This is a genomic window from Rhodocytophaga aerolata, assembly GCF_030503435.1.
In the GTDB taxonomy this organism is placed as follows: Bacteria; Bacteroidota; Bacteroidia; order Cytophagales; family 172606-1; genus Rhodocytophaga; species Rhodocytophaga aerolata.
The window spans coordinates 85,181-111,688 of sequence record NZ_JAUKPO010000004.1; the positions used below are offsets into that span (position 1 = coordinate 85,181).

Below are 26,508 nucleotides of genomic sequence, written 5' to 3' on the forward strand. Positions count from 1 at the left end.
GTTATCTTTAGAATATGGGTTAATTGAATTGGCAAAGATACTAAGTAAATTCACAAATATGTATGCCGTAAATCCATAATTCCTCTGTTGCCGTAGGTTTTACTGTTGAACAAATGAAGGAATTTAACTGTTTTATTTAAAATCGCATACCCATGAAAATGAACCTATTTCTTGCACTGTTTTTCTCCTTGTTTATTACCTACCAGCACTCCTATGCACAGGGGAAGGATAAGGAAGTTCTTTTACCAGCTGATACCACAAACAAAGTGCGAAAGTCAGATAAAGAGTGGAAAGCACAACTGACGGCTAATGCCTACCAGGTGCTCCGAAAACATGGCACAGAAAGAGCTTTTACAGGAAAATACCATGATTTTAAAGGAAAAGGAACTTATGTATGCGCCGGTTGTGGCAATCCGTTATTTTCCTCTAAAACCAAATTCGATTCAGGCACCGGATGGCCAAGTTTTTATCAGCCAGTCACTAAGAAAAATGTAACGGAGCTTGTAGATAAAAGCTATGGAATGGAACGTGTGGAAGTGCAGTGCAGCAAATGTGATGGACACCTTGGCCATGTGTTTGAAGATGGTCCGGAACCCACCGGATTACGGTATTGCATCAATTCAGCTGCTCTTCAGTTTCAAGAAGATCAAGTAAGCAAAAAGTAATCGACCTATTCCGGTTAGCAGGAATTAATCTACTACATTCTCTGGGACCAGAAATTGCCGGAACTGGAAAGTATGGATTAACCGCTGCTTACAACAGCCAAAAATAGTTCATTTACTTTTTTATTTTCCTCACACATCTGTAGTATTACAAAAACTTTGGAATACACACCTATGCAGCATGTATCTATTATTAAAATAGGAGGAAATATTATCGACGATAAAGAAGCTACCACTCGTTTTCTTCTTAAATTTTCACAGGTTCCGGGCTACAAACTATTAATCCATGGCGGAGGCAAAATAGCTACCCAAATTGCCGAACGCCTGGGCCTGAAAGCGCAGATGGTGGACGGGCGCAGAATTACAGACCAGTCGATGCTCGAAGTTGTAACCATGGTATATGGTGGCTTGGTTAACAAACAACTAGTAGCGGGTCTGCAGGCGAAGGGATGCAATGCCATTGGATTAACCGGAGCCGATGGCAATAGTGTACTGGCCCAAAAAAGAGAAGTAGCCACCATTGATTATGGATTTGCAGGCGATATTGTAGCCGTTAATGCTCAACAGATTTCCTCCTTGCTGGAGCAACAACTTACGCCTGTTTTTGCCCCACTTACCTATGATACTACTGGTAGTATGCTTAATACCAATGCAGATACCATGGCGGCTACCATTGCCTGGTCACTGGCCTCCAGGTATAACGTTCATCTGATCTATTGCTTTGAAAAAAAAGGGGTACTTTCCGATCCGGATAACGATAATTCTGTTATTCCTGCCCTTACTTTGCCTATGTACGAACAGTTAAAACAGCAGGGCATTATTTCTAAAGGCATGATTCCCAAACTGGACAATGCCTATACTGCCCTCAGAAAAGGGGTTCAGCGAATAATTATCTGCCATGCTGACGAACTGCAAACAGTCGTTTCTACCTCCACTGTATCTGGCACTACCTTATCCCTCTGATTTACAAATGAATACCATACTTATAACGGATGCCATAGACCTGCTCAAACAGCTCATTGCCACTCCTTCCTTCAGTAAAGAAGAACAACAGACGGCTGCTATTCTGGAGGCCTTTTTTCAACATATAGAAATACCAACCCAGCGGGTAAAAAATAATATATGGGCAGTAAATAAACATTTTAACCCTGCTCTGCCCACCATCCTGTTAAATTCGCACCATGACACCGTAAAGCCCAACCCTTCCTGGACACTCAACCCTTTTGAACCCCTAGTAGCTGAAGGCAAACTATTTGGCTTAGGCAGCAACGATGCAGGTGGATGTCTGGTTTCTCTGATAGCTACTTTCCGTCACTATTATGACAAAGAAAACCTAACATATAACTTGTTAATGGCTGCAACGGCTGAAGAAGAAATATCCGGCAGGGACGGCCTTGAACTGATATTACCCCTGCTGCCGCCTATTAATTTTGCTATAGTAGGCGAACCCACACAAATGAATATGGCCATTGCTGAAAAAGGCTTGATGGTAGTTGATTGTACGGCACACGGAAAGTCGGGGCATGCCGCCAGAGAAGAAGGCGAAAATGCCATACTAAAAGCCATGCAGGATATACAATGGATTAGCAGTTACCGTTTTCCCGAAGTTTCGCCATTCCTCGGGCCCATTAAAATGTCGGTAACCATTATTCATGCAGGCACGCAACACAACGTAGTACCAGACCAATGTACTTTCACTATTGATGTCCGCACCACTGAAAAATATTCCAATGAGCAGGTGCTTGATGTGTTAAAACAGAATTTACAATCTGAAGTAAACCCAAGATCTGTACGGTTAAAACCTTCCAGTATATCTCCGGAGCATCCCATTGTACAGGCAGGTAAAACTTTTGGCCTCACAACCTACGGGTCGCCTACCACTTCAGATCAGGCTCTACTGAGTGTGCCTTCGTTAAAAATGGGCCCGGGAGATTCTGCCCGTTCCCATACTGCCAATGAGTTTATTTATCTGGATGAAATACACAAAGGCATAGCCATGTATATTGATATACTAAGTACAATTATTTACAAACGTGAGTGATTCAAAGAAGACTACTGCTTTAGATTCGTAAAATCTTTATTCTTTTATTTTCTATGCCTTTGTTGTAGTACATCAATTACTTCGTCCAGATCAATTTGCTTTTGTTCCAGAAGGACTAAAAAATGAAATAGCAGATCAGCGGCTTCTCCCTTAAAGAGTTCTGAGTTATTATCTTTGGCTTCAATCACTAATTCTACAGCCTCCTCTCCTACTTTCTGGGCAACTTTATTTATTCCTTTTTTGAAAAGTGAGGCAGTGTAAGAGCTCTCAGCCGGTTGTTCGCGCCGGCTGCGGATTACGTGCTTGAGGTAGTTGAGAAAAGCCGCTTTGCCAGAATTCTTCTCATCAAAACACGTGTCAGCGCCAGTATGACACACAGGCCCTACAGGATTTACTTTAATTAATAATGTATCTTCGTCACAATCCAGGAGTACTTGCTGTACTTTCAGAAAATTACCAGAAGTTTCACCTTTTGTCCATAAACGTTGTTTTGATCGGCTGTAAAAAGTAACGATTCCTTCCGCTTGTGTTTTCAATAAAGATTCCTCATTCATGTATCCCAACATCAACACCTTTTCCGTTACGGCGTCTTGTATTACGGCAGGTACCAATCCTCCATTCTTTGCAAAATCAATGTTCATACTTGTGTTTACGTTTTAGCTTGCTTATCCAACTTTACTCACTACCACCGACTTCAAATTTTACATTCTTACGGCTATTCCCCGATTCTGCAGATACAGTTTCAAATCAGGTATCATCACCTCTTTAAAATGGAAAATACTGGCAGCCAAAGCCGCATCAGCTTTTCCAGTAGTAAAAACTTCAGTAAAATGCTCCTGGTTGCCGGCACCTCCGGATGCAATTACGGGTATAGAAAGCAAATCAGAAATTTTCGCTGTAAGGTCCAGGGCGAAGCCATTTTTGGTTCCGTCAGTATCCATAGAGGTCAACAGAATTTCGCCTGCGCCCCGTTCTTCTACTTCTTTTGCCCAGGCAATAGTTTTGATCTCTGTGGGTTTACGGCCGCCATGTGTATGTACTATATGCTCATTGTTTACAAAACGGGTATCAATGGCTACCACCACACATTGGCTACCAAATTCATTAGCCAGGGTATTCACTAATTCAGGATTACGGACAGCTGAGGAATTAACAGAAATTTTATCTGCCCCGGCATGCAACAAAGCTGAGACATCTTGGATAGACGAAATTCCGCCACCAACCGTAAAGGGGATATTCAATGCTCTGGCAACCTTTCTCACCAGTTCAATTAACGTTTTGCGGTCCTCTACCGTAGCTGTAATGTCCAGGAAAACCAATTCATCAGCACCCTGGTCTGCATACAGCTGGGCGAGTTCCACCGGGTCTCCGGCATCGCGCAGGTTTTCAAAATTGACACCTTTTACTGTTTTTCCGTTTTTAATGTCCAAACAGGGAATGATTCGCTTTGTTAACATTTAATTAAAACTAGAGGTTAAATACCCTTTTTTATGGCTGTAATGGAGAAGTCAACAGATGAGTAAACTTTTATACCGTTCAGCGGACCGACAACATAAATTTAGTCAGTTCTGGTAATTTGATTCTGCCCTCATAAATTGCTTTACCGACGATAACACCGTATATCCCCATTTCGTGCAGCTGTTCAATATCAGCCATCGAACTAATACCCCCACTGGCAATCAGCTTTATTTCAGGGAATTTATAGTCTATATTGCCATACAATACAAAAGAAGGACCCTGCAACAAGCCATCTTTGGCAACATCTGTACTAATTACATACTTCACACCTTTCTGAAGGTAGTCTGCAATAAAATCGTATACCCAAACTTCGGTTACTTCTTTCCAGCCATGAATGGCAATTTTCTCTTTTTTAGCATCTGCTCCCAGAATAATTTTATCTCCGCCATACTGGTTAAGCCAGCTTTCAAACAATTCCGGATTATTTACAGCCACACTTCCTCCGGTTATTTGAGCCGCCCCATAATCAAAGGCCACCTGTACATCTGCATCAGACTGTATACCTCCGCCAAAATCGATCTGTAACTTGGTGTGAGAAGCAATGGCATCTAATACTTTATAATTGACAACTTTTTTCTGCCGGGCGCCATCCAGGTCTACCAGATGTAATCTGGTTAGCCCTGCATCCTCAAAAGATTTGGCTATGTCCAGAGGATGTGCATTGTATTCTTTTTTCTGTGCAAAATCTCCCTGGGTCAACCTAACACATTTACCCTCAATGATATCAATGGCCGGAATTATCTGAATCATAAAATTGACAAGTTACGCTTGCTGCAAAAGTATTCGTAAAAATCAGATATTACATGAAAAGTAGAGAAGGAATATAAAAAAAATTACAAAAAATATTCAGCAAGCATTGCGTAGTATAAAAATATTCTTTTACCTTTGCATCACCTTAATAAAAGACGGTCTGGTAGTTCAGTTGGTTAGAATGCCGCCCTGTCACGGCGGAGGTCGCGGGTTCGAGTCCCGTCCAGACCGCTTAAAACCCTCAAATTTTACGATTTGAGGGTTTTTTTTTCCACCACTCGCATGTTTCAAGCCTTACCTATCTGAACGGCCCCAATGCCTAACCGGATTTCATATAAAGCCCATTTCAGAAGTGCAGGGGCATACAAAACGGTATTGCCTTTATGTTTATCCTAAGCTGTGCAAAAAAGCCATGTGGATTCTTATTACACTTTCTTGTCCAAGGTAAGCAGGCAGATAGTATTGCTTTCAAGCCTACCATCTTGAAGGAATCAACGCAAACCCTTATATCAGGATATAAACCTTGCTATTCAAAGTAATAGTGTTATCTTACTCATATAACCGTTTGCCTCTTGGTCCGGATGTGCCTATATGAATAGGTAATTTCTATCTGAAGATAATTTATAAATATCTATCTGACTTTCCATGATATACATCAGGATGCGCACTAACCTGGCTCATGTTTTTTTAGCAACTTCAAATCTAACTTAAGGCTAAAGTCATTGCTAGATTCAATCCAACTGTAATCATTTCTATCCCTATGAAAACCTTACCACCTGTCAATCATCATTTTCTGCTTGAAGTAAGCATGGAAGACTTACATAAAGATGTTGCTACATGGCTGTCTGATATTCATTTCTGGAGAGTTGAATTGTCTTTTTTTCAAAAATTGGTAGAAAAAATAGCTATCAAAACCACCTCAATAGAAGACAAACAAAGGGTTAGTCATTTCCAAAACCTGATTATCTATTATCAGGGTGAGGTACTAGACCAACTGAAACACGGCGTACATGCGCATGAAGTATATTTGAAAAGTCTTCTGGAGAAAGACGATACGGTAAATGATCAATCCTACCGGGAAACACATCAAAAGTTAGCAGGCCAGGTACAAAGCTTTGCCCATGCCATGAAGTTCTACAAAACTGACTTATTCAACTTTTCCGAACGAGTACTTTGAGTATTGGCCATAGAGCCATCATTTGCCCTTGCGGAAAATTCCATTCGTATGTTCGTAAGATCATAACAAGTTAACCTTCTACCCTTCTGCCCATGAAAACACTTGTAGTACCTACCGACTTTTCTGCCAATGCCTATCATGCACTGGAATATGCTTTAGCCATCGCCAGAAAAATGCCTGCCAAAATAATAGTATTTCATGCCTACCATCTGCCCTCAAGTAATACCACACTTATGCGGGACATCTCACCAATGCTTAAACAGGATGCCGAAAGGGACATGGCAAGGCTGATCAAACAAGTAAAGAGTCACTTATTAGATGATTTGTTTTCTCTGGAATCAGTAGTTAGGAAAGGACACTTGCTAGAACAACTGGCAACGTTGATTCGCAACGAACACGTAGACTTAGTAGTAATGGGCACCAAAGGAGCTAGCGGTCTTTCGCAGGTGTTTATAGGTAGCAATACTGCTTCCGTTATTGAGCATGTGCCTTGTCCGGTAATGGCAATTCCCGAATCTGCCAGGAGTAATCAGATTCAAAATATCTTGTATGCCACCAATTATCAGGCGGCAGATATGAACTCACTTAGAAAATTAATCCAACTTGCCAGTCTGTTTGATGCTTCTGTTACGATTGTTCATATTGCTGAAGAAAACAGTAACCGCCTACAAGAGGCAGCGAATATGCAATCGCTGACAGAAGAGGTAAAAAAAGAGATTACCTATCCTCATCTGTCTTTCCAGCTACTAGAAGGCAAGGACATTCTTAACACGTTAGAAAATGTTATGCAAGCGATGAATATTGACCTGGTTGCTACAACTACCCGGCACAGAAATTTATATCAGCAGGTGGTGAGTCACAGTTTTACCAAAAAAATGGCTTATCATACCCATATTCCTCTGCTGGTTTTTCACGCGTAGCTTTTCAGACTGTTAAACATGCGGCTATAAGAAGTTAAAAAGGCCCTGAACATGGGTTAAGGCTTCCGTCAAACGTTGATACTAAACAAGGTATACCAGCAAATGCATATTTTACCTGAACAAAGCAGCAGCTCCCAGCAAACCTGCTTTTTCGCCTATTACCCCTCTTTGAATAAATACTTTCTGAGAGTAATAAGAAGCCAGATGAATTTTTAGTTGATGGGTTACCGAAGGCAGCAGAAGATCGGTTGCTATAGCCAGGCGGCCTGTTAACAGAATATGGGAAACATCCAGCAGAGGAATAACTGATGCAAGGGCATTTCCCAAAATATTGCCCATATGCGCAACTACTGACCTGGCTACACGATCGCCTTTTCGGGCAGCCTCGCATACGCTTTCCGGAGAAAGCCCCTTGCCTGCCAGTACACTTCGCTCATTGACTTCATTATCTATCTGTTCATAAATATATGCTTCTAACGAGTTCCAGCAGAGTGCTTTTTCAAGTGTTTGCTCACCGTTCAAAAGCATACTGGCTATCTGTATGCCATTGCCATCAAATCCATTATATAGCTTCCCCTCTCCTATAGCCGCACTTTCCACATAGGTATCCAGGTTGATGAGCAAAAAATCGTTGAATGCATACGCGCCATATACCCATTCTCCCAGAGCCAAGCAATCTCCGGCACGTGCCAACTTAAAATTTTTAGTTGGAAATTCATCAGATAACAAGTCTGCAATAGATACGTTATCCAAACTTATTATATGAGGAACATGTAGCAGGGTTTTCCTGTCAGCAGACAGTATGCCCGGCAATCCGATGCCAACCTGTTTGATTTCCGGGAACTGATGTAAATATCTTTTCAGTTCTGCGAGCAAATGCCGGGGAATACCCAAAGAAGCCACCCAGTCCCTACTATCGAACTTTTTCTCATGGCTTATCTTACCTTCTGTGGTAACCATACCAACATGAGCCACTGCTTGATTGATGTATACAGCTAATATCATATGGGAAATTTTAAAAGTATTAAGTTGAACCAATTTGTTTAAAATATAGTCGTGCTGCTATGAGTAATATCATCCGGTAACCTAATCATAGTCAGCCTTCTAGTAACTTTTTATCTGGCACTTTGCGGTTAGCTGTTTGAATTAATTCACGAAGGTGCTGCCACATTATAAAAATCCCGTAACCAATGCCCGGCAACTGGAATATGAGGCTGCAAAAAACAATGAGAAAATCTCGCAAGAAAATGTGGAAGGGTATACAATAGGGATTTAAACCAATGGACGAAGTTTTACCACTTATCCCTAAGAAGGCAAAGGCATTAACCCACAAACTATACTGTCCATCATTGGAAAACCACATAAATTTCTGATAGAGCTTGAGTAGATGAAAATGATATTTCCTGAATACAGCCAGGATAGGCCATGCTTCTTACCATAGATAGTCATAAAGATTCCCTTTTTCCAGCTGTGCTTCCCAGAAGATGAATATTCTTATTTCTTTGCCTTTTTCCGGAAGTACCGCCGCAGCAGAAAATCATGTTGCAGCGCCTGCATATTTTCATTGAACCGCTCAGAACCTTGCTTAATTTCTACCCGACTCTGCCTTTATGGAGATGAAAAGTATCATCTCTCTCCTATAAAATGGTTTGTATTTTAAGAGTCTCTTTACAGTAACTCCTGGCACTCGATTCCCAATCCATTCAGGCCTTTTACTACCACATCTGTTACAGCTGTTTTGCTTTCTATACGAAGTATTCTGTCACAGTCTTTAAGGTCAAAATTCCACGTAACGCCTGGTAGATATTGCTCTAAAAAAACACCAACCTGTCTGATAGATTTTTTAGTTTTCACTGATGTTTTATATACATAAATCATTTTCGTTATTTTTCATGGGTAGGTATGTGACGCAGTATTTTATAATCTATATAAAAAGTGCCTAATGGAATAAGGCAAGCAACGATAACTTTCCAAGTGGTGTCTTTAAATGCCCATCGCTGTTCTATACCCATCCGCAATGCATTGACAATAAAAAGCAGGAACAAGGCTCCATGAATGGGACCAATGATTTTTACCAGAGATGGGTCGTGGAGAAAATACTTATAGGGAACGGCTAGCAAAAGAAGTACTAGCAGGGAAATACCTTCCAGAAAAGCATACAGGCGAAGCCGTCCGACCGGGGTTGTAAGGAAGTTTGTCATTCTCAAAAACGTAGATAAGGTCTGTGAGCAAAAGGCGAAAAAGGCCAGGGAATAGCTATAAGTATGAGTGCAAGGGCAGTTGCAAAAAAGTAGAACATGGTGCTGAATTTCTCTTTATCAGTCTCTTTCCGTTTCGCCAATGCTGAACCAATAGTAATAACCAGAATGGCTACGATCATCATGGCAAGATGGATGATGGCGAAAAAAAGAGGCTCTGTACTTTCCTTGGGATAATCGGAAGATCCAAAAAAATAGCTTACTACCGGACTTTGCGAGTACAACACCACACCAACCATAAGTTGAAGGTGACTAATAGTAGCAGTCCAGTGACGGATAGTATCATCCTTTTTAGTAAAAGGTAACGTAAAACGATAGCCTTTATATGCTCTAAAGATAGCATAGGTCAGGCTTATCAAGACAAGCCACCTCAGGAGAGAATGCAGGAAGAGTAGGGTTGAATACATATATAGAGATGAATTAAAAGAAAATACTGGGTTAACTTGATCTGTATACTATCAGAATAGTATTCAAAACATACTAATTGGTATGTTTTTAGGTAAAAAAATTTAGCTAAGGGTTTTTAGATACATTTTCAATTCCTTTAGGAAAGTATGATAACAGCTCACGCCTACCAGCTTTCCCATATTCCGGATACCACTGTAGCCAGCTATAATAAATGCAGCCACCCCATCAGGGTTCACATCCTGATTGATTTTACCACTCGCTACTCCCTGCTTTACACAGGTTCGTATGGCTTCTTGCCATTGAAGAATAAGTTGTAAGAGAGCCTGGTGAAAAGACGCATGTAATGGAGCCATTTCTTCTATCAGGTTTACAGCAGGGCAACCATATTGTACCTGAAAGAATGGAGCATGCAGCAATACATGTTCCATCATATGATAAAGTGCCTCTACCGGATCTTGTGCTGCTATCAAAGGGTTAATTAAGGCTTTCTTCATACCCGGATACATTACCTCATTAACCATGGCCAGTCCCATTTGATCTTTGGTTTTAAAATGATAAAAAAAAGCGCCTTTCGTTAGCTCAGTAGTAGCCAGAATATCATCAATACTGCAAGCCTGATACCCTTTCATATAAATGAGATCAAATGCTTTCTGAAGAATAGATAAGCGGGTAATGGCAGCCTTAGACATAAACATACTAGTTGGTATGTTTGTAAACATACCAACTAGTATGTTTTCTACCAATAGATTGACAGCATTTATTTTGAAGCTTATTGTAATAGATCAGATCATATGGGAAGATGCCCCAAATCTGTTCCTGTCAGCAGTTTCTATAAGCCATGGGTTCTCCAATATGTCAAATAAGCTAATGAACCGAATTACTGCTAAGTATTTCTCCATTCACTAGATGCACACAAAAACACGGTTAGGCAAGGCTTATAAAAGCCTTGCTGTATGGTGCATACAAAAGTAGTTAGTGGCTTTGGTTTGCTAGATTGTTGCTCTGGATGGTAGCTTTTGTACCGCTTCTTCGTTATTGCTGTCTTGTTTATCGTCAACATCTTTCCACACCATAGCCACTTTTCCTCTGGTATGCATGGCTTCAATGTGACGGATGGCTTGTGGAATTTCTTTATAGGAATAGGTCTTTTCAAGGTGAACCTTAATTTTTCCCTGTTGAATGTAGATAGCCAGTGTCTCCAGATCTTTTGTGTTGGCCTGGGCGGTAAATTGAATCAAAGGAAATCGGCTAACTGCTTTTTGTAAGAGTACCGAACTCATGTGCCCCATTGTTGTGAAGCCTACCATAACCCCTCGTTTCCCCATTCGTTGATAGTCACCAAACGATAGATTTCCATGTGTATCAATTACGAGATCATAGTTCCCGGTATGTTGATGAATATCTTCCTGATCGTAGGCAATTACATGATCGGCACCTAATGCCTTTACAAACTCCCTGTTTTTACTCGAACAGACAGCCGTTACTTTTGTGCCATATACTTTGGCAAGTTGAACAGCAAAATGACCCACACCTCCCGAAGAACCGTTTATTAAAACCGATTCTCCCTCTTTTACTTGTCCATGGGTGGTTACTGCTTGCAAGGCCGTTAGCCCGGCTATGGGCACACTTGCCATGATAGGAAAAGCGACGCCTTCCGGCATTTTGGCGCAAACGCTTGCTGGTGCACAAATGTATTCGGCAAAAGCGCCTCCTTGCAGGGACTCTCCAAATACGCGGTCGCCCACCTGAAACTGCGCTACTTGGCTTCCTACTTTTTCCACTACACCGGCAAAATCAGCTCCCAGAATTTTATCTTTTGGCCTAAATAATCCGAATGTGAAGCGGGCAAAAAAAGGTTTTCCCCGCAGAATATGCCAGTCAGCCGGGTTAGCAGAATTGGCCATCACTCTCACCAAAAGATGATCATCCTTCAACTGTGGTTTTTCTACCTCTTCCAATTTCAGTATTTCCGGTCCACCGTACGTTGTTTTTGTAATAGCTTTCATAGGTTTATAGTTTATTTACGCTCGTTACTAGAGCATGCAGTGAATATACTTGTTCACCCTACGAAAGAATACTTTATTTTGATGAACGGACATCTCCTAGTGTATAATGCCCTTCATTGCGGTTGATAATATCAAAAACAAATCCCTTTACATAAAGAAAAGAAACAAGCCTATGAGACGTAGAAATACATACTGCAATAAATAGTAGGATTACAAAGGCAAAAACTATCATTTACAAGAAAACTCAGATAAGAACCGCATACCAAAAAAGTCCCTTCACTAACATATTAACATAGAAGTCTCAAAAAGCTATTCTTTAAGTTGATTGAATCAGTTTTAGAATTGAGAGTTATTCAGAAACTACTTTACCTAATCCCTGGCCACATAGCGGCTTGCGGCAATTTTTAATTAGTTTGCCTCTTATATACGACTACCATCCGCCACCTAATGCCCGGTAAATATTGACCATGGCATTCATTTGCTGCATTTTGGTTTCAATCAGGTCAAATCTGGATTCCAATGCATCCCGTTGGGTCAGCAAAACTTCCATATAGTCGGCTCTGGCTGAACGGAACAGTTTATTGGAAATAGTAATGGACTGGGTTAGCGCCTCTACCTCTTGTACTTTCAGATCGTACCTGGCAGCCAGGTTGTTGCTATTCGATAGCTGATTGGCAACCTCCATGTAGGCATTTAAAAGCGTACGTTCATACGAATAAACAGCCTGTAATTGCCTGGCATTGGCACTATAATACATAGCCTTGATCGCATTCCTGTTAAGTAAGGGAGCCGCTAAATCGCCAGCCAGAGAAAACAGCATCGACTGGGGTGTTTTTAACAGATAGCTTGGATCAAAGGCCTGTAAACCGATACCTGCTCTAATGCCCACAGATGGATAAAAATTGGCTTTCGCTACCTTTACATCCAACTTGGCTGCTGCCAGCTCCAGTTCTGCCTGCCGTACATCCGGACGGTTTTCTAACAATTGAGCGGGTATGCCAGCATATAGGGTAGCAGGCACTAAATTGGTAAAATTCTCTGAGTTCCGTTGAATAGGTTGTGGATAGCGGCCTACCAAAAAGTTAATCCGGTTCTCTGTTTCTACAATGCGTTGCCCAATGTTGTATTGAATGCTTTTGGTGTTGAGCACTTGTGCTTCAAATCTACGGACTGCCAGCTCGGTAACCCGGGTCGCTTCTTTCTGCAACCGTACTATTTCCAGGGCATTGGTTTGAATATCAATATTCTGTTTTACAATTTCTAATTGATTATCCAGGGCGAGTAGTTCGTAATATGAAATGGCAACTTCGGCAACCAGGTTGGTAACTGTAAAGTTTCGCCCTTCCACACTGGACAGATACCTGCTTGCTGCGGCTTTTTTTGCATTCCGCAGTTTATGCCAGATATCCACTTCCCAAGAAGCAAAAGCGCCTACCATATAATCTTGTAAAGGCTCAGGGGTTTCTTTTTCCGGGGCTATGTCGATGTTTGCTTCACTCGCACCAATTTGTGTGTACCTGCCAACTTTATCAACGCCAGCGCCCCCTCTGATGCCAATAAATGGCAAATATTCTCCTTTTCTGGCTCTTACTTCATTTCTGGCAATCTGAATTTCCTGTAACGTAATATTTAATTCCTGATTGTTTTTCAGCGCCGTATCGATGAGGGCATTCAGGTAGCGATCAGTAAAGAATTGATTCCATCTTACCTTGGCCATATTGGTAGTGTCTTGTGAATTGTTATAGCTCACAGGCACTGACTTATTCACTTGCCGTGTAACTATATTAGGCGTTGTACAAGCCGCAAAAGCAAGGGATAAGCAGGCTACGCCCAGGCATTTAGATATAATTCGTTTAAACATGATTGTCTTTTTCTTCTATGATGGAAAAAGCGTCTATGGAATGAACCAGGTTCTCGGTTAAGGAATCATCCTCTTCCCCTTTAATCAGGTGGCGGCCATCCGCCAGATGGGCAAATATATAGTACAAACCAGGGATGATGATAACCCCGAAAATGGTACCGAATAACATACCGCCCAGGGCAGACGCGCCAATGGTACGATTACCAATGGCTCCTGCACCAGTGGCAATAATCAAGGGGATCAGGCCTGCAATAAAGGCAAAGGATGTCATTAAAATAGGCCGGAACCGGACTTTCGCTCCTTCGATAGCAGCATTCAATATAGTTTCTCCCTGCTGCCGCTTCTGCACAGCAAATTCTACAATCAGTACGGCATTTTTTCCCAGCAGACCTACCAGCATGATAAGCCCGATCTGGGCATAGATGTTGTTTTCCAGCCCCATGAGCTTTAGCACCATAAACGACCCGAATACTCCGACAGGCAGAGAAAACACTACCGCCAGAGGGATAATAAAGCTTTCGTATTGTGCCGCCAACACAAAGTAGACAAACATCAATACAATCAAAAACACATACAGCGCCTCATTGCCCCGGATCGACTCGTCATAGGACAGTCCTTCAAAAGCAATGTCGTATCCTCTGGGCAGTGTGGTTGCGGCTACTTCCCGGATAGCTTGTATAGCATCTGCGGTGGTGTACCCTTTTGCCGGAAGGCCTTGAATGGCGGCTGAGTTGTATAAATTGAACCTGGTAATTTCATTAGGGCCCTGGCCTTTTTTAAGTTTCATGAAGGATGAATAAGGTACCATTTCTCCGGCTTCATTTTTTACAAAAAGCTTTAACAGATCGGAGGGTAACCTGCGGAAACTGGGATCGGACTGAACATACACTTTAAAAAACTGATTATATTTAATAAACCCTTGTTCATAGGTACTGCCAATCATAATATTGAGGTTATCCATCGCTTTTCCGATAGACACGCCTTTTTGCATGGCCAGATTATTGTCTATTTCCAGTTCGTATTGCGGATAATTGGCTGCAAAAAAGGTAAACAGGCCAGTGAGTTCTTTCCGCTTGCGCAGATTATCCATGAACTGATTATTGATTTTATCAAACTCGTGGTAGTCGGTATCAGTGGTTTTATCCAGCAAGCGCATAGAAAAACCGCCGGAAGTACCAAAGCCCGGAATGGCTGGTGGTTCAAAGAATTCAACAATTGCTCCCAGGCCCTTCGATTTTTCTTCCAGTTCTTCCATGATTTCCTTCACATTGTGGTGGCGCTGCGACCAGGGCTTCAGGTTGATCAGACAAGTACCGGCATTGGAACCCCGTCCTTCCGTCATAATTTCATAACCTGCCAGAGAAGATACCGATTCTACTCCATCAATTTCTTCGCAAATCTTCTGAAGCCGTTGAGAAACCTGGTTGGTTTTTTCCAGGGTAGAACCTGGAGGGGTTTGGATAATAGCATAAATCGTTCCCTGGTCTTCGTTGGGGATAAAGCCTGCCGGCAGAATTTTGCTCTCAAAGAATATGGCTGCGCCAAATGCGAGTAATACGCCGAAAGTAACCGTTCTGCGGCTAACTATCACCTTCAACAAGCTTACATATTTTCCGGTGAGTTTGTCAAATCCGCGATTAAACCGGTCGAGCGATCTGGTTAACAGGTTTTTCTTCTTTGCATGCCCATGATGATTTTTTAACAACATGGCACATAATACCGGTGTTAGTGTAAGAGCTATGAGTGCTGAAATAACAATGGAACTGGCCATGGTAATGGAAAACTGGCGGTAAAAGGTACCTACCGGACCAGACATAAAGGAAATAGGCAAGAATACCGATACCATTACAGCCGTTATAGCGATGATAGCGCCACTGATCTCCCCCAACACTTTTTTGACCGCATTGTAAGGCGATAGATGCGGCTCTTCTTCCATTTTGGCGTGTACGGCTTCCACTACCACAATGGCATCATCCACCACTATACCAATGGCCAGCACCAGGGCAAAGAGGGTAACAAGATTAATGGACAATCCAAAAAATTGAATGACAAAAAATGCCCCTATTAAGGATACCGGAACAGCCAGTATAGGAATTAGGGTTGACCGCCAGTCGCCCAAGAAGATAAATACTACTAAGGCAACCAGGATAAATGCATCCCGTAAGGTATGTATAACTTGCTCAATGGAAGCATCCAGGAATTGAGATACATCGTAGCTGATTTTGTAATCCATTCCCGGAGGAAAGGAGCCCCTCATTTCTTCGAGCTTGGCTTTAACTTCTTCAATCACTTCGCTGGCATTACTGCCATAATTTTGCTTCAACACAATGGCGGCCGAGGGACGGCCATCCAGGTTAGAATAAATATCAAAAAACTCGCTTCCCAGTTCAACAGTGGCTATATCTTTCAGGTGAATGCTTTCGCCTTCTGCATTGGCCCGGATAATAATGCTTTCATACTCTTCCGGTTTGTTATACCTGCCTTTGTAGGTGAGCACATATTCCAGCGACTGGGCCGCAATACCGGAACTTTGACCTAACCTGCCCGGACGGCCTATAATACTTTGCTCGCCTAGCGCCTGCATTACTTCCTCTACCGAGATATTATAAGCCCGCATGCGGTCAGGATTTAGCCAAACCCGCATGGCGTACCTGCGGCTCCCTAGTATTTGTGCCCTGGCCACCCCTCTGGTCCGTTGTATTTCTGGAATCATCTTCACGGTGGCGTAGTTGAACAGGAATTTTTCGTCCATGCTCTTTTCCTTGGAATAGAGGTTGACATACATCAACATGCTCTGTTGAATGGGGGTAATAATCACGCCTTCCCGCTGTACCAGTTCAGGCAAAAGCGGCATTACCTGGTCCACCCTGGTTTTTACCCGGATAACGGCATCATTGGGATCGGTGCCAGGCTCAAAAATAATCCGGAGGGTAGCTTCCCCGGCACTGGTGGCATCGGTAGCGATATAGCGCATATCCTGCACGCCATTGATGGCCTGCTCCAGGGTAATCAGTGTAGATTTAACTAATACATCGGCACTGGACCCCGGATAGGCAATAAATATATTAACCGTAGTGGGGGCAATATCCGGAAACTGCGAAATAGGTAATTTCTTGATAGCCAGTATACCTATAAAAACGATCATGACCGATATGACGATAGCAAATACTGGCCGGTGTATAAACTTATTAAACATGTTTTCTGCTTGTTAGGATAGTGGATTATTCAGCATACAACTCTAACTGAGACAGGGCAGAAACGGGCTGCACAAAGCTGTAGTGGATTTTCTCATTTTCCCGGACCAGCCGTAAGCCTTCCAGAAGAATCTTATCCTGTGTATCTAATCCGTTTTGAACTACATAAATGTGAGGCATTTCCGCGGCTACTGTTATCTCTCTGGACCGGATTGTGTTGTCTTTATCTACCACAAAAACATACTTCTTCTCCAGCACTTCGAAAGTAGCCTTCTGTGGAATAATCAGAGCATTTTTAAGCGGCACTGTCATAATGATGTTCCCAGTTTCGCCATGCCGTAACAGCCCGTCCGGATTTGGAAAGGTGGCCCTGAAAGCTATATTTCCTGTTTCATTGTTAAAGTCTGCTTCAATAGTCTGCACTATACCAGAATGCTCAAACAACTTATTGTTAGCCATCAACAGGTCTACTTTCATGGTACTGTCTTTTTTTACTTTGCTTTTATACTCCAGGTATTCTGCTTCCGGAACATTATAATACACCCACATTTTGCTATTATCTGACAACGTAGTGAGTAAATCCCCCTCATCCACCAGGCTTCCCAGCCGCACCTGGAAGTGATCCATGATGCCATCGAAAGGAGCTTTTATTTGGGTAAAGCCTAAGTGAACCTGAGCCAAGGCCAATTCCGCTTTCGCCTTGGCCAGTTTAGCCTTTGACATAGCCAGTTCATTGGGGGCCACTACATTGCTATCGGCCAGGGATTTGGTGTTGCGGTATTCGATTTCCGCAAATTCAACTTCTGCCTGCGCTTTCTGTAGTTCTGCTTGATATAGCATAGGCATAATCTGAAACATCAGTTGCCCTTTTTTAACCAGCTGCCCTTCATCTACAAAAATTTTTTCTAAATAGCCTCTTTCCAGGGCCCGTAGTTCTATATGTTGCTGCGACCGGATTTGACATACATATTCCTTGGTAATCAAGGTGTCTTTTTTCAAAGGACTGGTCACCAGAAATTTAGTTTCCTCCTCCTTTTCTTCCGCTTCTGCATGTTCAAACTGGCAACTAGTCTGGCACAGTAAGGTACACAAGCCCACCAGCACGAGAATTTTCTTTAGCATAAATTTTATTCTTAATAAACTATTGTTTGATTTTTTAGGAAGTATGAATCGTAAAACATAGTTAATATCCCCTCCAGGCGAATCCTACTAGAGAGAAAATAGACAATAATAATAGTAGAGTGGAAGCCAGACAGACATAGCTAGGTTGCCTGAGCATATTCTATATCAGATCCTGAACACCTGAATAATGAGATGCCTGCGGTTGGTTGAGATCGCCGAATAATGCTTACTGAATGGATATCCTTTGGGAACGAAGGCAAACAAAAAGCCTAGTACCTGGCTATAGAAACTAGAAGAAAATGAGCAATTACTTCGTATATACTTTTTTGAGGAAAGCTGTTCGTTCTCTTCCTTCTCAATACTTGTAAAATTCATTACAGGTTTTTTTTCAGTACCCGAAGAAGAAGTAGAACTGATGAAAGCCTGGCTGGTTGGTGCCTTGCGAAAAAGATTTTGTGCTGAGCTGCGAAGTTGTTTTTTTGTAGAATGAAAAGCACTCTCCTGGTGTCGATGTGGGCGCAGTTGACTGTAGCCGCTCAACAGGAGAATACATAGCGAAAGAAGATATATGACTATGGTCTTTATCATCTGTGGCAAAACTAGACCAAGTCTTTTACAGATACAAATCAGATAAATTAAAATACTATTAAAAATATACAATTACTGCCTATAAAACTTTACCAGGTATTCATCCTATTACTCAATGCTCTATATTCCAGGGTAGAGTTTCAGGCCGGTTTATTCAATTTAAATCCTTATATTAGTAAACCACTGATTCGTAACTAGTAGCAAAGATGATAGCTTCTCTTCACTTTTTATACTATACTTCAATTGCTGCTCATAACCACTCCTGTTATTGTTTTCAAGCAAGTGAGTGTACCTAACAAAGCCTGCTAAATCTCTTAAAATCTTACTAGTAGTGTTCCATTTACCTGATTTACTTTATACATACCCACAAGATATAGTGCAAAAAGAGATTAAAATATTCATTCAAATGATTACTACTTATCAAACAAAAATTATCCATCAATCCGATAAAGCAAAAATTGAATGGATAGAAGAAGGAAAAATTGTACGCAAAACCTTTACCGGATTTATCATAGGCGAGGAAATGAAAGCTGCATTTAATGCAGGTCTTGCTTGCCTGCAGAAAAACAAAGGCCGAAAATGGCTTTCAGATAACCGTTATGTAAAAGTATACAAGCAGGAAGACTCAGATTGGATTAACAACGTATGGTTTCCACAGACAAAAAAAGCCGGGTGGAAATACTGGGCTGTGTTAGAGCCAAAAGATTTTTATGGCCAGATGTCGATGAACAGATTCATCAAAGATTTTGCCCAGCAAGGAATCATTTTGAAAATATTTCACGAGATGGACCAAGCTGTTGAGTGGCTACAGGGAGTAGACTAGGAGCTTATCTCATGCCGCTAAACAAAAAGCCAGTCTGTGCAGACTGGCTTTTTGTTTAGTTGAGAGCTAGAATACTGCGTTGAAGTCGCAGAACACCTTACGCCTAAAATCCTGGAAATTTGTGTCTTGCATTTCAACTGCGCTTATTCAATCAAATACCAGGAATTTATCCTTGTTTACTTAATTAGGTACTAACAGAGGAAATCAGGTCTGTATACTTTATTTACATTAATGTGGAGCCAAGTACATATCTTCAATTTCTTCCAACGTTTTGCCTTTGGTTTCAGGTACTAATTTGTATACTACCCAGAAAGATAATAGGCAGCAGCCTGCAAATACCCAGAAAGTAATGGCTGTACCTACTGATTCTAATAGAATTGGCGTTAATTGTCCAACTACTGTATCGGCTATCCACATTGTCATGATGCTTATGGCTAAGGCTCGGCCCCGTATTTTATTCGGAAAGATTTCGGCTGCAATCACAAATTTTAGTGGGCCAATAGAAAAGGCGAAACAGGCAAGAAAGGCGATTACACTCAGGAGCAGAAATAAATTATCTGTGTTGTCTGTATAAAAACAAAGCCCGGTTAAAAACAAACTGATAGTAGCTCCCAAAGCACCCACTAGATATAATGGCCGGCGGCCCATCTGGTCTACTTTCCAGACAGCAATTAGTGTAAATAGTAAGTTTGCCGCACCTAAGATAATCTGGCTTAATAAAGCATTATCGATACTAATCCCTGCATCATTTAGGATACGGGGTCCATAATAAATAACCGCATTGATTCCACTGAATTGAGAAAATAAAGGCAATAGCAACCCAATCCATAAGGCTTTGCGCATGCCTGGAGCAAATAGTTCTTTATACGAGCCTGTTTCGTGGTGGAGGGTGCGGCGGATGTTGACAACGTCCTGTTGGGCTACGGCTTGTCCGTTGATTTTGGTTAAAATAGTCAATCCTTCCTCTTCCCTACCCTTCTGTATCAACCATCGAGGACTATCAGGCACGAAAAACAATCCAAGTAAAAATAACAAAGATGGAATCACTCCTATAGCAAACATACTTCTCCATACTTCCTGCAACACAATATAATCCAATAGACCTCCCAACGATTGTCCCTGATGTTCCTGTGAATACGCAAGCACAGCGGCATTAGTCAGGTAGGCAACCAGAATTCCTAAAGTTACCGCTAGTTGATAAAACGTGACCAGCCGTCCACGGATAGCTGCCGGAGCGATCTCAGAAATGTATAGAGGTGCCAGATTAGAAGCAACTCCTACGCCCATTCCACCAATCATCCGGGCAATAATCAGAAATGTGAGAGAAGAGGCCAGAGCGGTTCCTAAAGCAGAGAGCAAAAACAGGATTGCTGCAATGATGAGTAGTTTTTTCCGTCCCCAGCGGTCGCTTAACTCTCCGGAAAACAATACCCCAATTATACACCCTACAATAGCACATGATACAAACCAGCCTTCTTCTGCCGCAGTAAGTGTAAACTGCTTTTGCACAAAGGGCAATACGCCGGAAATTACCGCCATATCAAAGCCAAACAATAAGCCGCCTAAAGTGGCTACAAAGGTGATAAATACCAGGTATGATGAACGTTTATTTTCCATACGAAGGAACCATCCAAAAGATAAAGAAATAATAGTATACGCTTATAAAATTAAAATTTGCTAGCAGAATTTGAGAGCACTTCGCCGACAGCTTTGCCCTCGTGGTCGGGCGGGCCTCGCCTTCTCAACCTCGCTGTATATAATCCGGGCCACTGCTGACCCAAAGATTGTATAAGGCGGCTTTTGTGAAGGCTGTTATCGTTTCATTATGCAATTTTTCTCTTTAACTAATACTCATCTTTCGGCTTGTTGCCCATTTCCAGAATCAAGGTACCTCCATCAGTTACTGTCTTAAAAGAAACAAAAGGTTGATTGAGTTTTTTTCCATTCAGTGTAAAGGATTGCACATAGCTGTTTTCTTTACTATTGTTCCGGGCTTCTATCACAAACTGCTTTCCCTTATAGTATTTCTGGTTGAGCTCAATCGTAATCTTGGTGAAAAGTGGACTTCCTATGCCGAAACTGGGCTGCGTTTCCGTAAGGGCTTTTACATCAAACAAACCCATACTGGCCATTACATACCAGGCTCCTAATTGTCCCTGATCCTCATCCTGGCCATAACCGTAGCCGTGTACGCCTTCTGTGCCATAGAATTCATTACAAATCGCTCTTGCCCATTTCTGTGTTAGAGAAGGCTTGCCGGAATGGTTGAACAGCCAGGAAATATGCAAATTGGGTTGGTTGCCATGATTATACAAGCCTTCTAATCCGGCAAAGGCATCAATATTCTTTCCACCCCCAAATACCGCTTTTTGGGAAACCGTGAAAATACTATCCAGCCGGGCATTGAATTGGTCTTTGCCAACTTTCGCTACTAGACTTTCTGGTTCGTGGGGCACATAAAAGGTATATTGCCAGGCATTGCCTTCCTGAAATCCTCGCCATACTTCTGTAGGCTTGAAGTTGTCTATGAACTTTCCATTGGCATATTTTGGCCGCAGGAACTGTGTCTTGGGGTCGTAGATCTGCTCCCAGGCTTTAGATAAACGCATCAGTTCTGTATAATCTTTCTCCTTGCCTAATAATTTGGCCCACTGACCTACCGCAAAAGAACTAAACGCATATTCGAGGGTGTGAGAGCCAGAAAAACGCCAGATTTCATCCGAAGCATCCGACTTATCTATATGATTGACAAAGCCATATTTTACAAAACGGTCTACATCCAGCTTTCCTGCCCCTCTCGGACGGTTATTTCCGTCTATTTCATTCTTTAAGGATGCCTCATAGGCCAGATTCACATCAAAATCACGGATGCCGCACATGTAGGCGCTGGCCATTACTAGGCTGACAAAGTTGGTACCCACGCCAGATACATATTTGCTGTTGGCAATGCCATCACCCAGCCATCCGGCATCTTTGTATACCAGCAACTGGCTTTTTACAAACTCAGAATAATACTCCGGATAGGCTAATGCCCAGAGCTGTGTCAAGTTCCAGAAAGCACCCCAGATGGCATCGGAATTGTAATGATGGTGCTGCGGACGTTTATTTTTGTCTAAGGGTATTTGCCCAACAGTTCCATCATTTTTCGGATAGGCCCCGTTTACATCACTGGCTAGTCCACGGCCTAGTAAGGCATGATATAAGCCAGTATAAAATTTTACTTTGTCTGACCGGTTGGGAGTTTCCACTTGAATGCGGCCCAGATAGGTATTCCAGGTAGATAATGCCTGATTTTTTGCCTGATCAAAAGTTAGATTGGCTGCTTCCGCTTGAAGATTTAAGCGGGCATTTTCAATAGACGTATAAGAAAGTCCGGCTTTGATGGTAATGGCTTCGTTGGCTTTGGTAGCAAACGTCAGATACATGCCTGCGCCTTCACCGGATAGTTCTTTTTTACCTGCCTGCTGCTCGTTTCCTTTAAATACCCCAAAAGCGGTTGGTTTCTTATCCAGGACAGCTGAAAAATACATGCTCACTTCTGCTCCTGCCTGATATTTCTGCACATATTCCGGAAGTGTGGTAACAAACCCTTCAATACGGCCATCGGGTGTCATATATACTTTCGCATCTTTTACCCGGCCACTTTCGCCCTGCCTATTGCCAATATCAAACAGAATATGTGATTCGTTGCCTGCCGGAAAGGTGTAGCGGTGAAAAGCCACCCGTTCAGTAGCAGTTAATTCTGCTTTTATTCCATACTCTTTCAATAGTACAGAATAATACCCGGATGTTGCCTGTTCGTCTTTGCGGTCGAATAGTGAACGGTAACCTTCTTGTGTATTTTCTAATTTGCCGGGAATCGTTTGCAATTTGCCTGTTATAGGTGCAAACACTACTCCTCCAATTTGAAATTCATGGAAATTTGCAAAGCCTTCAATGGATTCGTGCCGGAAGTCATATCCTATGGCTTCCCATCCCGACTTATTTCCATAATGGCCGTTGGTAGAAGGGGCTGCTTTGGCCATACCAAAAGGAACAGATCCTGGCGTAAAATGAAACCAGCGGCAATGTGCCGTTCCAATTAACGGATCAACGAATGAAGTAAAATCAGTTTTAGCTGTTTGTGCAGTTGCAGAGTTTTGAAAGAAAAATAGCAAGAACACTATCATTGTCAACCATGCAACAGCTTGCTGAATGGCTAATAGCCACCTATTAACAATAGAACATGTAGAATTAGTATAGAACATTATTGTTTCAATTATTCATTTCCTATTTAAGCTACCCCATTTACCATTAAATCGAATAGCTTCATGGTTTTTGAATTCAACTTTATCTGCCAATAGTAGCTTCCCCCATCTAAGACAGCTATTTCATTTTTCGTCCAATTGCTGTGCTCCTCCTGTCGCCAAAAGCAATTGACGTAGATGATTTCGTCCCCATTATGATCAATAAATCCGTATAGTATGCATAGGGAATCTTAACAATGATCATCCTTAACAAATGCTTTCACTACTTTTGCCCGACTATTTCCCTGATTGATGAGAAAATACGTTCCGGCTGCTGCTGGCACCACAAAGGTTTCTGCATAATGAATGGTCTGCTCCAAGGTGCCGGTCCGGACGGTAATAGTGCTTCCTTCTACCAGACTTAAAATATGGCAGTGCCCCTCTGTGGCTATTTCAACTGTTGAATCAAACTCGATGCGGTGTATGGCATAGAAATGTTCCGGGTGTGTCGAAAGGGATAGTAGTTGCCAGTCTGTTCCTTGTTTGATTACTTCTTGTCTGGAAAGTAATTCCTCCTGCACCTTCTCTCCTTTCCGCTCAAAATTCAGGTTTTGAAAAGCTCGATCAATGTTCAGCGGACGGGGTAACCCTTTCAGATCCAGACGCAGCCAGTCATACATTTTAAAGGTATAGATATACGGCGTGGCACTAATTTCCAGTACCATTGTATTCTTTCCGGAGCAGTGCACGGTACCGCTTGGAATAAGAAACAGATCATGTTTATGGGCTGGAAACGTCTGTACATAGTTTTCCACTTCCACTGGTGTGTTATTCTGGAAACTATCTTCTAACTTTGCTTTAAACTCAACTTGATCGATATTCTCCTGGAAACCTAAGTATACCTTTGCCTCTTCCCCGGCATCGAGAATGTAATAGGTTTCATCCTGCGTGAAGTTCTCTCCAAAATGCTCTTTGATAAACTTTGTTGTCGGATGGCATTGCAGGGAGAGATTTCCTCCATCTATGGTATCCAGAAAATCGAACCGGATGGGGAATTCATAGTTAAACCGCTTAGCTGCTTTTCCTAGCACAGAATCATGCCCGGCATACATCAGAAAGTCGAAGGATACTTCCAGCAAGCGGCGGTCACTTTCCAGAATAATTCCATTTTCCGGAACAATCAGCTCAAACGACCAGGCATAATTCACTACGTCTTTGCTAAGACCTTCAATTCTGTCTTTGATCCACTTGCCTCCCCATACGCCAGGCTCAAACCAGGGCCGCACCCGGAACATATGGTGTGTCATGGATTGCATGGCATTTCTGAAGTCATCTCCCCTCATCCAGGTAATCTCTTCTATCCGCTGCTCATCTACTACTACATCTATGGAAGGAAGAATCTGCTGCTTATGTTTATTTAACACAACCCAGTCAACAAAGTAAAAGCGTTTGTATTGGGCACCTGGTTTGATGGGTTGCAGCGCCCCAATATTGCAGACATTGCCCGCACGGGAACGGAACTGAATCTCATTTTTAGGTACATCCAGATATATTAATGGGGCTTTCCAACGGGCTAAAGCCGCACCGCAACCATATAAAATATTAATGCCAGCCATTTCCGGCTTGAGCTTTTTCAGCCTTTCTGGATCAAAAAAAATGCTTAATTCACCTGGATAGAGTTTTCCAAAAATAGGATCATCTGCACCAAGATACGGTTCAACGAATTGGCTGATCTCCTTTTCATCCTTCCAGGCAGCATCTACACATAGCCAGTTCACGCGGATTCCTTTGTGGAAGAATTGCTTATTCAGGTTGTTTATAAACTGTTCCCAAAGTACTCCTCCATATCCATCTATAATCACTTTCTCTTGTGTAATTATCCAATTAGCCAGACTCTCGAAGCCTGTGTGAATAGAGCCTGGTTCCAGTTTAAACGTCGGATAGATGTCATAGCCTTGAGGAGAACCAGGTGATTTTTCAAGGGGCAATAGTGGCTGAAGGGTTTCCCGGAAGTGAGGGTTCCTGAGCTGTTTGCTCTCTTTCTGAATCAGTGGTTGCACGGCTCCCAGGATGGCAAGTTGACTGGTATGTTCTGTCATATGAATCTGGCAGGTATAGGTGGTTTGTTTTAACGTTTGCTGGAAAGGCTCCTTAAAATACTCATAAGCTTTTACTATATTTCCTCCAAAAATTATATGAGTAGGCTCAAATGAATCTATAATGGGAATAAGAAACTCGGCCAGGTTAGTGCCGAATTCATAAAAAACCTGATAGGTCAATGCATCGGACGGATAGTAGTCTACGAGTTGTTTCACATTTTGCAGCGTAGACCCTTTAAGCGAATTGAACCTGTTGAGTAGCCAGCGGGTAGAAATATAGTCTTCGGCAATGCCCTCTTTGAACGGGAGATAATATAGAAACCCACCTTTTGGAACTCCTTGGCCTTCCGTTACTACCTGACCTTCTGCAAAAAAACCGCCCCCTAATCCGGTACCGATCGTTATGGCTAGCACTTTCTCTTTTTCCCAGCCATTTGCCTGAACACTGCCTAACAAAAATCCATGTGCATCATTTACAAAGTTTATTTGATTTGCTTGCACAGCTAGTTGGCTATTTAAATACGCAGCTATGGTGGCTCTGCAATTGATCCCAAACAAATGATCGTACTTATGCAGGCTTTCAATAGTAGCTATTCCCTTCTCATACTGGAAAGGTCCTGGCATGGCAAATCCTATTCCATCAAGCGATTGTATATCGTTGTTCCGGCAGATCACCTCTATACTCTTTAGCCAGCCCTCCAAAATAAGCTCTGCTTTATCGCCACTATTGATTAGCTGCGTATGAACAGAAAGTTGAGATACAACCTGCTTATCACTTACCTCAATTAGCCCAGCTGAAATATGAGAACCGCCAATATCCAAACCAGCATAATACTTGTTCATATGTTTAAACAT

22 protein-coding genes and 1 tRNA gene are annotated in these 26,508 nt (G+C 42.2%); 7 read left to right on the top strand and 16 right to left on the bottom strand.

Annotated elements, in window-relative coordinates; genetic code table 11:
• Positions 1–152 precede the first annotated feature (152 nt).
• The 3 genes from msrB (at position 153) to Q0590_RS09165 (ending at position 2,703) form a co-directional block, all read left to right on the top strand.
• Positions 153–665, top strand: coding sequence for a peptide-methionine (R)-S-oxide reductase MsrB (gene msrB / locus Q0590_RS09155; RefSeq protein ID WP_302037220.1), 513 nt, complete (start codon positions 153–155; stop codon positions 663–665).
• Between the two features lie 171 nt (positions 666–836).
• Entirely contained in the window at positions 837–1,625 is a 789-nt protein-coding gene (gene argB, locus Q0590_RS09160; protein ID WP_302037498.1) for an acetylglutamate kinase, read from the top strand.
• A 7-nt stretch (positions 1,626–1,632) separates the two neighbouring features.
• Positions 1,633–2,703, top strand: a complete 1,071-nt coding sequence (locus Q0590_RS09165) for a M20 family metallo-hydrolase (RefSeq protein ID WP_302037221.1) — start codon at positions 1,633–1,635, stop codon at positions 2,701–2,703.
• A gap of 44 nt (positions 2,704–2,747) precedes the next feature.
• Here Q0590_RS09165 and hisIE read toward each other — a convergent pair whose 3' ends face one another.
• The 3 genes from hisIE to hisA all read right to left on the bottom strand — a co-directional run bounded on the left by hisIE (position 2,748) and on the right by hisA (position 4,971).
• The gene (gene hisIE, locus Q0590_RS09170) at positions 2,748–3,344 is read right to left on the bottom strand and encodes a bifunctional phosphoribosyl-AMP cyclohydrolase/phosphoribosyl-ATP diphosphatase HisIE (protein WP_302037222.1); all 597 of its coding nucleotides are present in this window, start codon (positions 3,342–3,344) and stop codon (positions 2,748–2,750) included.
• A gap of 60 nt (positions 3,345–3,404) precedes the next feature.
• On the bottom strand, positions 3,405–4,160 hold the full coding sequence (gene hisF, locus Q0590_RS09175; RefSeq protein ID WP_302037223.1) for an imidazole glycerol phosphate synthase subunit HisF: 756 nt from the start codon (positions 4,158–4,160) through the stop codon (positions 3,405–3,407).
• Between the two features lie 79 nt (positions 4,161–4,239).
• On the bottom strand, positions 4,240–4,971 hold the full coding sequence (hisA, locus tag Q0590_RS09180; protein WP_302037224.1) for a 1-(5-phosphoribosyl)-5-[(5-phosphoribosylamino)methylideneamino]imidazole-4-carboxamide isomerase: 732 nt from the start codon (positions 4,969–4,971) through the stop codon (positions 4,240–4,242).
• Between the two features lie 157 nt (positions 4,972–5,128).
• Between hisA and Q0590_RS09185 the strand changes: the two genes are divergently transcribed.
• From Q0590_RS09185 to Q0590_RS09195, 3 genes are all read left to right on the top strand, one after another.
• Positions 5,129–5,202: transfer RNA gene (locus tag Q0590_RS09185), tRNA-Asp, on the top strand.
• 529 nt (positions 5,203–5,731) lie between these two features.
• Complete coding sequence (locus Q0590_RS09190; protein WP_302037225.1) at positions 5,732–6,148, top strand: hypothetical protein; 417 nt, start codon at positions 5,732–5,734, stop codon at positions 6,146–6,148.
• A gap of 92 nt (positions 6,149–6,240) precedes the next feature.
• Positions 6,241–7,068 (top strand): universal stress protein, encoded by an 828-nt coding sequence (locus Q0590_RS09195; protein ID WP_302037226.1) that lies wholly within the window; start codon positions 6,241–6,243, stop codon positions 7,066–7,068.
• A 111-nt stretch (positions 7,069–7,179) separates the two neighbouring features.
• Here the strand turns inward: Q0590_RS09195 and Q0590_RS09200 are convergent, their stop codons facing one another.
• From Q0590_RS09200 to Q0590_RS09245, 10 genes are all read right to left on the bottom strand, one after another.
• Positions 7,180–8,073 carry an ROK family protein gene (locus Q0590_RS09200; RefSeq protein ID WP_302037227.1) on the bottom strand — a complete coding sequence of 298 codons (894 nt, stop codon included), beginning with the start codon at positions 8,071–8,073 and terminating at the stop codon, positions 7,180–7,182.
• A gap of 663 nt (positions 8,074–8,736) precedes the next feature.
• Entirely contained in the window at positions 8,737–8,922 is a 186-nt protein-coding gene (locus tag Q0590_RS09205; protein ID WP_302037228.1) for a hypothetical protein, read from the bottom strand.
• A gap of 29 nt (positions 8,923–8,951) precedes the next feature.
• On the bottom strand, positions 8,952–9,269 hold the full coding sequence (locus Q0590_RS09210; protein WP_302037229.1) for a DUF3817 domain-containing protein: 318 nt from the start codon (positions 9,267–9,269) through the stop codon (positions 8,952–8,954).
• A 2-nt stretch (positions 9,270–9,271) separates the two neighbouring features.
• The gene (locus Q0590_RS09215; protein WP_302037230.1) at positions 9,272–9,733 is read right to left on the bottom strand and encodes a hypothetical protein; all 462 of its coding nucleotides are present in this window, start codon (positions 9,731–9,733) and stop codon (positions 9,272–9,274) included.
• Between the two features lie 102 nt (positions 9,734–9,835).
• Positions 9,836–10,453, bottom strand: coding sequence for a TetR/AcrR family transcriptional regulator (locus Q0590_RS09220; protein WP_302037231.1), 618 nt, complete (start codon positions 10,451–10,453; stop codon positions 9,836–9,838).
• Between the two features lie 270 nt (positions 10,454–10,723).
• Positions 10,724–11,740 carry an NAD(P)-dependent alcohol dehydrogenase gene (locus Q0590_RS09225; RefSeq protein ID WP_302037232.1) on the bottom strand — a complete coding sequence of 339 codons (1,017 nt, stop codon included), beginning with the start codon at positions 11,738–11,740 and terminating at the stop codon, positions 10,724–10,726.
• 430 nt (positions 11,741–12,170) lie between these two features.
• Entirely contained in the window at positions 12,171–13,601 is a 1,431-nt protein-coding gene (locus Q0590_RS09230) for a TolC family protein (protein WP_302037233.1), read from the bottom strand.
• Entirely contained in the window at positions 13,594–16,797 is a 3,204-nt protein-coding gene (locus tag Q0590_RS09235) for an efflux RND transporter permease subunit (RefSeq protein ID WP_302037234.1), read from the bottom strand. The genes Q0590_RS09230 and Q0590_RS09235 overlap by 8 nt, the downstream gene beginning before the upstream one ends.
• A gap of 25 nt (positions 16,798–16,822) precedes the next feature.
• Positions 16,823–17,917 carry an efflux RND transporter periplasmic adaptor subunit gene (locus Q0590_RS09240; protein ID WP_302037235.1) on the bottom strand — a complete coding sequence of 365 codons (1,095 nt, stop codon included), beginning with the start codon at positions 17,915–17,917 and terminating at the stop codon, positions 16,823–16,825.
• Positions 17,918–18,082: 165 nt separating this feature from the next.
• Positions 18,083–18,505, bottom strand: a complete 423-nt coding sequence (locus Q0590_RS09245; protein WP_302037236.1) for a hypothetical protein — start codon at positions 18,503–18,505, stop codon at positions 18,083–18,085.
• Between the two features lie 406 nt (positions 18,506–18,911).
• Between Q0590_RS09245 and Q0590_RS09250 the strand changes: the two genes are divergently transcribed.
• Positions 18,912–19,328, top strand: a complete 417-nt coding sequence (locus Q0590_RS09250; RefSeq protein WP_302037237.1) for a hypothetical protein — start codon at positions 18,912–18,914, stop codon at positions 19,326–19,328.
• 228 nt (positions 19,329–19,556) lie between these two features.
• On the opposite strand, the gene Q0590_RS09255 is transcribed toward Q0590_RS09250, so the two are convergent.
• From Q0590_RS09255 to Q0590_RS09265, 3 genes are all read right to left on the bottom strand, one after another.
• Positions 19,557–20,945 carry a sugar porter family MFS transporter gene (locus Q0590_RS09255; RefSeq protein ID WP_302037238.1) on the bottom strand — a complete coding sequence of 463 codons (1,389 nt, stop codon included), beginning with the start codon at positions 20,943–20,945 and terminating at the stop codon, positions 19,557–19,559.
• Between the two features lie 227 nt (positions 20,946–21,172).
• Positions 21,173–23,497, bottom strand: a complete 2,325-nt coding sequence (locus Q0590_RS09260; RefSeq protein ID WP_302037239.1) for a GH92 family glycosyl hydrolase — start codon at positions 23,495–23,497, stop codon at positions 21,173–21,175.
• A gap of 308 nt (positions 23,498–23,805) precedes the next feature.
• Positions 23,806–26,496, bottom strand: a complete 2,691-nt coding sequence (locus Q0590_RS09265) for an ROK family protein (RefSeq protein ID WP_302037240.1) — start codon at positions 26,494–26,496, stop codon at positions 23,806–23,808.
• Between the last annotated feature and the right edge of the window lie 12 nt (positions 26,497–26,508).

Coding starts and splice junctions, on each gene's coding strand:
- Q0590_RS09230 (WP_302037233.1), bottom strand. CDS start 13,601: ATGTTTAAACGAATTATATCTAAATGCCTGGGCGTAGCCTGCTTATCC.
- Q0590_RS09165 (WP_302037221.1), top strand. CDS start 1,633: ATGAATACCATACTTATAACGGATGCCATAGACCTGCTCAAACAGCTC.
- Q0590_RS09240 (WP_302037235.1), bottom strand. CDS start 17,917: ATGCTAAAGAAAATTCTCGTGCTGGTGGGCTTGTGTACCTTACTGTGC.
- argB (WP_302037498.1), top strand. CDS start 837: ATGCAGCATGTATCTATTATTAAAATAGGAGGAAATATTATCGACGAT.
- Q0590_RS09190 (WP_302037225.1), top strand. CDS start 5,732: ATGAAAACCTTACCACCTGTCAATCATCATTTTCTGCTTGAAGTAAGC.
- Q0590_RS09250 (WP_302037237.1), top strand. CDS start 18,912: ATGATTACTACTTATCAAACAAAAATTATCCATCAATCCGATAAAGCA.
- Q0590_RS09245 (WP_302037236.1), bottom strand. CDS start 18,505: ATGATAAAGACCATAGTCATATATCTTCTTTCGCTATGTATTCTCCTG.
- hisA (WP_302037224.1), bottom strand. CDS start 4,971: ATGATTCAGATAATTCCGGCCATTGATATCATTGAGGGTAAATGTGTT.
- Q0590_RS09215 (WP_302037230.1), bottom strand. CDS start 9,733: ATGTATTCAACCCTACTCTTCCTGCATTCTCTCCTGAGGTGGCTTGTC.
- msrB (WP_302037220.1), top strand. CDS start 153: ATGAAAATGAACCTATTTCTTGCACTGTTTTTCTCCTTGTTTATTACC.
- Q0590_RS09220 (WP_302037231.1), bottom strand. CDS start 10,453: ATGTTTACAAACATACCAACTAGTATGTTTATGTCTAAGGCTGCCATT.
- Q0590_RS09255 (WP_302037238.1), bottom strand. CDS start 20,945: ATGGAAAATAAACGTTCATCATACCTGGTATTTATCACCTTTGTAGCC.
- hisIE (WP_302037222.1), bottom strand. CDS start 3,344: ATGAACATTGATTTTGCAAAGAATGGAGGATTGGTACCTGCCGTAATA.
- Q0590_RS09265 (WP_302037240.1), bottom strand. CDS start 26,496: ATGAACAAGTATTATGCTGGTTTGGATATTGGCGGTTCTCATATTTCA.
- Q0590_RS09195 (WP_302037226.1), top strand. CDS start 6,241: ATGAAAACACTTGTAGTACCTACCGACTTTTCTGCCAATGCCTATCAT.
- Q0590_RS09260 (WP_302037239.1), bottom strand. CDS start 23,497: ATGATAGTGTTCTTGCTATTTTTCTTTCAAAACTCTGCAACTGCACAA.
- Q0590_RS09225 (WP_302037232.1), bottom strand. CDS start 11,740: ATGAAAGCTATTACAAAAACAACGTACGGTGGACCGGAAATACTGAAA.
- Q0590_RS09235 (WP_302037234.1), bottom strand. CDS start 16,797: ATGTTTAATAAGTTTATACACCGGCCAGTATTTGCTATCGTCATATCG.
- hisF (WP_302037223.1), bottom strand. CDS start 4,160: ATGTTAACAAAGCGAATCATTCCCTGTTTGGACATTAAAAACGGAAAA.
- Q0590_RS09210 (WP_302037229.1), bottom strand. CDS start 9,269: ATGACAAACTTCCTTACAACCCCGGTCGGACGGCTTCGCCTGTATGCT.
- Q0590_RS09200 (WP_302037227.1), bottom strand. CDS start 8,073: ATGATATTAGCTGTATACATCAATCAAGCAGTGGCTCATGTTGGTATG.